Here is a 6,555-nt window from a genome sequence, read left to right on the forward strand (position 1 = left end):
ATCAACTGCATCTAAGAAATCTTGTTTTTCAACAGCTTTCTTTCCTTTTCTGGCAGCAATTAAGGCAGCTTCATTACACACATTGGCAATATCAGCTCCAGAAAATCCTGGTGTTTGTTTTGATAAAAAGTCAGTATCTAAATTCTCTTCTTTCTTTAATGGCTTTAAGTGAACTTCAAAGATTTCCTTACGTTCATTCAAGTCTGGAAGATCTACATAAATTTGTCGGTCAAAACGTCCAGCACGCATTAAGGCTTTATCTAAAATATCAGCACGGTTCGTTGCTGCCATTACAATTACATTTGTATTGGTGCCAAAACCATCCATTTCAGTTAATAACTGGTTTAATGTATTTTCGCGCTCGTCGTTAGAACCTGTAAAGTTGTTTTTTCCACGTGCACGTCCAATGGCATCAATCTCATCAATAAATATAATTGCAGGCGATTTTTCTTTGGCTTGTTTAAATAAGTCACGTACTCTTGATGCACCAACTCCAACAAACATTTCAACAAAGTCAGAACCAGAAAGCGAGAAGAAAGGTACTTTTGCTTCTCCAGCGACAGCTTTTGCTAATAAAGTTTTACCTGTTCCTGGAGGTCCTACTAGTAAGGCTCCTTTTGGAATTTTTCCTCCTAAAGAGGTATATTTTTCAGGATTTTTAAGGAAATCTACAATTTCTTGCACTTCTTCTTTGGCACCTTCTAAACCAGCAACGTCTTTAAATGAAGATTTAATATCTGTTTTTTCATCAAATAGTTTGGCTTTCGATTTCCCAATGTTGAAAATCTGTCCGCCACCACCGCCAGCACCTCCACCAGACATTCTGCGCATGATGAAAATCCAAACTCCGATGATCAATACAAACGGTAAAATGCTAAAGATAAAACTAGAAACAGTAGTATCTTGTTGATCGGAAGCAATCTCGAAATCTAGCTTTTTTTCTTCTTTTATTTCGTTTAAATAAGTTTCAAGATTCTTTAAATCTAAATATTTAATTGAGAAATCAGGACTTTCTCCCATTAAGAAAATGCTAGATCTTTTACTAACGATTTCTTTATAAATATCTTTTTTGGAAGCATCAGCTTTTAGATAGATACGTGCAATATTTGTATTTGTTACAACTTCAATTTTCTTAATATCATTGTAAGGAACAAGTTCTTTAAATTTTGAAAAAGATACTTTGTCACCTGCTCCAGAATCGCTTGAAAATATTAAGAAAAGGAGAAAAACTCCGATTAAACCATATATCCAGTAAGGACTAAATTTAGGTTTCTTTGTCATATTATTATTGTCTTTTGCCATTAAATCAAAATGTAATTTTTAATAATTTGCTTGAATAGTAGTTACTTTAGCGTCTCCCCAAAGTCCTTCAATATCATAAAACTCTCGGATGTGCTTTTGGAAAACATGTACTACAACATTTACATAATCCATTAATACCCATTCAGCATTTTCTGCACCTTCTATGTGCCATGGTTTGTCTTTTAGCTCTTTGCTAACCATTTTTTGAACCGAACCTACAATGGCGTTTACTTGTGTGTTAGAAGTACCATTACATATTATAAAGTAGTCACAAACTGTATTATCTATTTCGCGTAAGTCTAAGACAGTGATATCATTTCCCTTTACTTCTTCTATCCCTTTTATGATGCCTGTGATCAATTGATCAGTGCTTACCTTAGTTTTTGTCATTCAATTATTTATATTTTATACAAAAGTATTACTTTTAAATGTTATTTGTAACTCCTTTATCATAAGAATATCTAAAGTTTTTTAAATATACGATGAAAATAATCAAACTTGATGCCATTGATTCCACTAACAGCTACTTACGACAGCTTCGTTTGGAAGAAAAGTTAGCAGATTTTACAATTGTTACGGCTACGTCTCAAACAGCGGGAAAAGGTCAGATGGGTACAAAATGGAGTTCAGAAAAAGGAAAAAACCTTACGTTTAGTGTCTTTAAGAAGATTTCTTGTTTAGAGAATGAAGAACAATTTTACATTAGTATGGCAACTTCTTTGGCAATTTATAACGCACTAAAGCACTTTCAAATTCCTAAATTAGCAATTAAATGGCCAAACGACATTTTGTCAGAGAATCGGAAGATATGTGGAATTTTGATTGAAAATGTCATACAAAATAGCAAAATGACAGCAGCCATTATCGGAATTGGCTTAAATGTGAATCAGACTAATTTTGCAGAAAACCTAAATGCTTCGTCGCTAAAAAAAACAACGGGAATTCATTTTGATTTGGATGAAGTGCTATTTCAGATCGCTGCGCAATTAGAAAAATATGCCGATTTGATCACGGAACGTTCCTTTGAACCACTCAAATTGGAATATGAATCGTTATTATTCCGAAAAGATAAACCGTCTACTTTTCAAAATAAAAAAGGCGAATTATTTATGGGATTTATTCAAGGTGTCGCCGAAGATGGAAAACTGAATGTACTACTAGAAGATGATATTATGACTGCGTTTGATTTGAAAGAAATTAAGTTGTTGTATTAGTCTAGATTCGCTTTACTCTTACAATATTAGACACGCGATTGCTTTAGTATCGGCTTCGCCTTTTCTTATTTTGGTAATGAAACTCTCGTTTAAAACTGTATTTTCAAATTGACAAACTAACAAATAGACTCGCTTTGCTTTTGGAAATACGAACATTGAGCGGAATCGAAATGTGGATCACTTCACGTGTATTCTCAAACTTCTTTGAAACGTCTTTGCGAGTGTTTTAGTAAAGACACGTGGCAAGCTGTTTCTTACTAACTAAAAACAAAAAAAAGCCAAACAAAGATTACTTTATTCAGCTTTTAAAAAAGTATGTATGTTTCTATTATAATTTGCTCATGTTTTCGGCAAGTGTGTTTACAAATTTCCCAATTGGACCTTTGATCATCATTGCCATCATCGGATTGAATTTGCCTTCAAATACTAATTGCGCATCACTTTTCCCTTCTCCGGTTTCCTCAATATTCCCTGTCAATGTAAATGGTAATTTGTCAGAAGCAGCACCTAATACAACTTGACTAGTTGGCGTACTTTCTTGTAATTTTAATACAATTTCGGGCATTCCTTTTATAGCAAAAAGAAATTTTCCTTCCGCTAAAACCTCAAACTTACTGATGTTTTCGGGCATTAATTTTTCAAAATTTTCAACATTCGTCAAAAAATCATAAAGCTCTTGGGGAGATTTAGCTACGCTTACTTTTGGGCTTTCTATGTTCATCTGTGTGTGTTATATTATTTTTATGCTATCAGATGGAATTCGCCAATAACCATTTTGAATATATCAATACTAGCAAAAGGCTCATTTCATATTATTATTTTCGATATATAATCAATTAGCGTTCCAATTTGCAGGATCTTTGCGCCAATTCTCTAAAGTTTTTAACTGATCAGATGTAATATAATTAGTGTCTAACGCTTGTTCTAAAAGATTTTCGTAATTGCTTAATGTGTGTAAATTGACACCTGCATTTTTGAAGTTTTCTTTAGAAACATCAAAATTATACGAAAAAATAGCCACCATGCCTTTTACATTTACTTCTGCTGCGTCCAATGCTTTTACGGCATTTAAACTACTTTTTCCTGTACTAATCAAATCTTCTACAACGACAACATTTTGTCCTTTTTGAATAAATCCTTCAATTTGATTTTGTCTTCCGTGCTTTTTTGCTTCTGGTCTAACATACACAAAAGGCACACCTAAATACTCAGCTACTAAAATACCAATTCCAATAGCGCCAGTAGCTACACCAGCAATGACATCGGGCTTTCCGTACTCTTTGTCAATGTGTTTTGCAAACTGTTCTCTTAGGTAGTTTCGTATCGGTGGAAACGATAGAGTTATTCTATTATCGCAATATATTGGCGATTTCCAACCGGAAGCCCAAGTAAAAGGTTCTTGTGGTTGTAATTTAATTGCGTTAATTTGCAACAACAATTCGGCAGTCTTTTTAGCTGTATTTTTATCAAAAATCATAGTGCAAATGTATAAAGTTTTTATCAATGAAAAGCTCATTATTCTATCAAATGAAGTTCAAAAGAATGAAATTTCCGACACGTATTTATTGAAAGACGTTGATTTAGAGTGGCTTATAGGAAAATTAAATGCTGGAAAAATAGATAAAGCGATACTTTATCACGACAAAGGTGAAGAATTACTTTCGTTACTCTACACAAAACTGCCTTTAGTAGAAGCGGCGGGCGGTTTGGTGAAAAATGATACGCAAGAAACCTTGTTTATTTTTAGAAACGGAAAGTGGGATCTGCCGAAAGGCAAAACAGAAAAAGGTGAAAATATCGAAGAAACTGCCATTCGAGAAGTGGAAGAAGAAACAGGTGTAACTGGCTTGAAAATAACCGAATTTTTAATGCAAACCTATCATGTTTTTAAGCGAAATGGTGAATATCGCCTCAAATTAACGCATTGGTACCTAATGGAAACTGACTATGATGGTGAGTTGCTTCCACAAATAGAAGAAGATATTATGAAAGTGGAATGGAAAAATGATGCCGACACCAAATTAGCATTGTTAAATTCGTATGAAAATATAAAGTTGTTGTTTTGACTTCGACTTCGCTCAGTCTGCAAATATGATGAGCGCATTGAACGAAGTCGTTATGCGGATTATCGCGAAATTCTAAAAATAGGATAGCGTAAATGTGCTTTTTCGTAATGATTCGATTTTTTGTAAATCCAACGTAACTGTTGAGAAGCACTTTCTAAAAATTCTTTATCCGTAGCTTTTAATGCGTCAAATTCAGCTTTCCATTCAGGATGTTGTGCTAATAATTCTTTAGCTTCATCTTCAAAAACATACGCCGAAAATCCTTCTTTTTGTTGTAAAATGGTATCGAAAAAATTCCAATTAAAAAATGAATCAACCGCTTCTGGTTCCAGTGTTTCTAGCAAATAACGAAATGCTACCTGATTGGTATTTACAATAAAATCACCTTGTTTGAAACCAATTTTTTGCACACTTTTGCTTACTTCGGTATTGTAATGCGTATAATGTCCTTCATACGGATTTGTATAGGTTTTAAAGTCTTTGATATGATATACTTCAACGTTAATAACAGTGTCGTTTTCAATACGATTCATAACGACATTATTTAGTTTCAATAAATCAATGATGTTATGCCAACCTTGCGGAATGATGTATGCTTTTGGTACAGCAACTTCTTTTGTTGCTTTAAAGTAATTGTAATAATCTACTTCTTTGGTAAACGGTTTGCTGGAATCATATTTTAAACGTTTCTGACCTGTTACTTCACTTTCGACAAAGTTTCCTTCAAACCCTTTAAAATTTAATGTGCTTTTTTGTTCTCTATCCGATTTCCATTGCACAGGATACGTTTTAGCATTTACAAAAGATTCGTGTGTTTTTTTACGAATCAATTTTATGTCTGAATGGTGTTTTGTGTCTATATTTTCAATCAAGGCATCCATCAATGCATACGTGCCTTCTACACGTTGTTTGTAGGGTTTTAACATGTGCGTTTCAACCATTAAACCGAGCGTGTTAAACAAAGTTGTATATCCTGTAGAGTAGCGTGGCGAATCCATAAACTGAGAAAATCCTGATTCTGGCGTACGCCCAAAAACATTTACATACGGCGTAATGTCCCAATCATTTTTTAGTAAGGTTGCTTCCAAATCGGGCATCATGGTATTGTGTAGAAAATGGCCAGCTTCATGTCCTAATTTGTTGTGTTGTGTAAATAAATGTGTCAGTGTATATTGATAATCGGCGCCATTACTCACATGATTGTCGACAAAAACATCTGGTTGCACTTTATGAAATATTGCTGCAAATGCTTTTGCATTTCGTGTATCCGATTTAATAAAGTCACGATTCAAATCATAATTTTGTGCATTTCCACGAAAACCATAGGCTTCTGGACCATTTTGATTGGCTCTTGTGCCCGAATTACGATTCAAACTTCCACCAACATTGTATACAGGAATTGCTGCAATGACTACATTTTTTGGCGCTTCTTTTTTTCCGCTTGCCAAATCGCGCATGAGCATCATTGTTGCATCAATTCCGTCACTTTCGCCAGGATGAATTCCGTTGTTGACTAATAAAATGGTTTTTTCTGTGCGAATGTTCTCAAAGTCAAATTTCCCATCAGGATTATAAGTGACCAAGTGCAACGATTTTCCGGCATCTGTATTTCCAATAGTTTCCAAATGGATTTCAGTGTACGTTTCCGCCAAAGCGGTATAATACGAAATCACTTCTGCGTAAGTTGGCGTTTGTGTTCCGCCAGATTTTTCAAAAATAGTTGTAAAATCGGAAGTAGTTTTTGTGTCTTTCTTCTCAGAAGTACACGCAAAAAATAAAGAAACACAGCAACAGAATAGAATTTTTTTCATGAACATAATTTTTTGGCTTTTCAAACTTAGGCAAAAAAATAGAAACGCTACTTTTTTAAAAGTATATATAAAAGTAAGATTAAGATATTCTTGTAGTTGCAGTTCATACATCGAAAAAACTTGTCAATAGAAATAATAACTGTACTTTTGCCGCTTCTTAAT

At 34.0% G+C, this 6,555-nt stretch carries 7 protein-coding genes; 2 read left to right on the forward strand and 5 right to left on the reverse strand.

Translation table 11 applies throughout. The annotated features are described in order from the left end of the window. Positions 1 to 1,302 (reverse strand): ATP-dependent metallopeptidase FtsH/Yme1/Tma family protein (locus AB8B65_RS08180; RefSeq protein ID WP_405300414.1); only part of this gene is annotated, 1,302 nt, incomplete at its 3' end. Between the two features lie 18 nt (positions 1,303 to 1,320). Continuing rightward, complete coding sequence (rsfS, locus tag AB8B65_RS08185) at positions 1,321 to 1,692, reverse strand: ribosome silencing factor (RefSeq protein WP_405300415.1); 372 nt, start codon at positions 1,690 to 1,692, stop codon at positions 1,321 to 1,323. 92 nt (positions 1,693 to 1,784) lie between these two features. Here rsfS and AB8B65_RS08190 point away from each other — a divergent pair, with 92 nt between their 5' ends. Continuing rightward, complete coding sequence (locus AB8B65_RS08190; protein WP_405300416.1) at positions 1,785 to 2,516, forward strand: biotin--[acetyl-CoA-carboxylase] ligase; 732 nt, start codon at positions 1,785 to 1,787, stop codon at positions 2,514 to 2,516. Positions 2,517 to 2,844: 328 nt separating this feature from the next. Here AB8B65_RS08190 and AB8B65_RS08195 read toward each other — a convergent pair whose 3' ends face one another. Further along, the gene (locus AB8B65_RS08195; protein ID WP_405300417.1) at positions 2,845 to 3,237 is read right to left on the reverse strand and encodes an SRPBCC family protein; all 393 of its coding nucleotides are present in this window, start codon (positions 3,235 to 3,237) and stop codon (positions 2,845 to 2,847) included. A gap of 111 nt (positions 3,238 to 3,348) precedes the next feature. After that, complete coding sequence (gene pyrE, locus AB8B65_RS08200) at positions 3,349 to 3,993, reverse strand: orotate phosphoribosyltransferase (RefSeq protein WP_405300418.1); 645 nt, start codon at positions 3,991 to 3,993, stop codon at positions 3,349 to 3,351. 7 nt (positions 3,994 to 4,000) lie between these two features. On the opposite strand from pyrE, the gene AB8B65_RS08205 reads away from it, so the two are divergent. Next, positions 4,001 to 4,582 carry an NUDIX hydrolase gene (locus tag AB8B65_RS08205; protein WP_405300419.1) on the forward strand — a complete coding sequence of 194 codons (582 nt, stop codon included), beginning with the start codon at positions 4,001 to 4,003 and terminating at the stop codon, positions 4,580 to 4,582. Between the two features lie 59 nt (positions 4,583 to 4,641). Here AB8B65_RS08205 and AB8B65_RS08210 read toward each other — a convergent pair whose 3' ends face one another. After that, positions 4,642 to 6,393: a M14 family metallopeptidase gene (locus AB8B65_RS08210; RefSeq protein WP_405300420.1), complete on the reverse strand. Its 1,752-nt coding sequence runs from the start codon at positions 6,391 to 6,393 to the stop codon at positions 4,642 to 4,644. Positions 6,394 to 6,555: the final 162 nt, after the last annotated feature.

Origin of the sequence: Kordia sp., assembly GCF_045105435.1 — a bacterium.
Classification (GTDB): Bacteria; Bacteroidota; Bacteroidia; order Flavobacteriales; family Flavobacteriaceae; genus Kordia.

What these genes read in the sequence shown, in the direction of transcription:
- AB8B65_RS08195 (WP_405300417.1), bottom strand. Translation starts at nt 3,237, where the DNA reads ATGAACATAGAAAGCCCAAAAGTAAGCGTAGCTAAATCTCCCCAAGAG.
- AB8B65_RS08190 (WP_405300416.1), top strand. Translation starts at nt 1,785, where the DNA reads ATGAAAATAATCAAACTTGATGCCATTGATTCCACTAACAGCTACTTA.
- AB8B65_RS08205 (WP_405300419.1), top strand. Translation starts at nt 4,001, where the DNA reads ATGTATAAAGTTTTTATCAATGAAAAGCTCATTATTCTATCAAATGAA.
- AB8B65_RS08210 (WP_405300420.1), bottom strand. Translation starts at nt 6,393, where the DNA reads ATGAAAAAAATTCTATTCTGTTGCTGTGTTTCTTTATTTTTTGCGTGT.
- pyrE (WP_405300418.1), bottom strand. Translation starts at nt 3,993, where the DNA reads ATGATTTTTGATAAAAATACAGCTAAAAAGACTGCCGAATTGTTGTTG.
- rsfS (WP_405300415.1), bottom strand. Translation starts at nt 1,692, where the DNA reads ATGACAAAAACTAAGGTAAGCACTGATCAATTGATCACAGGCATCATA.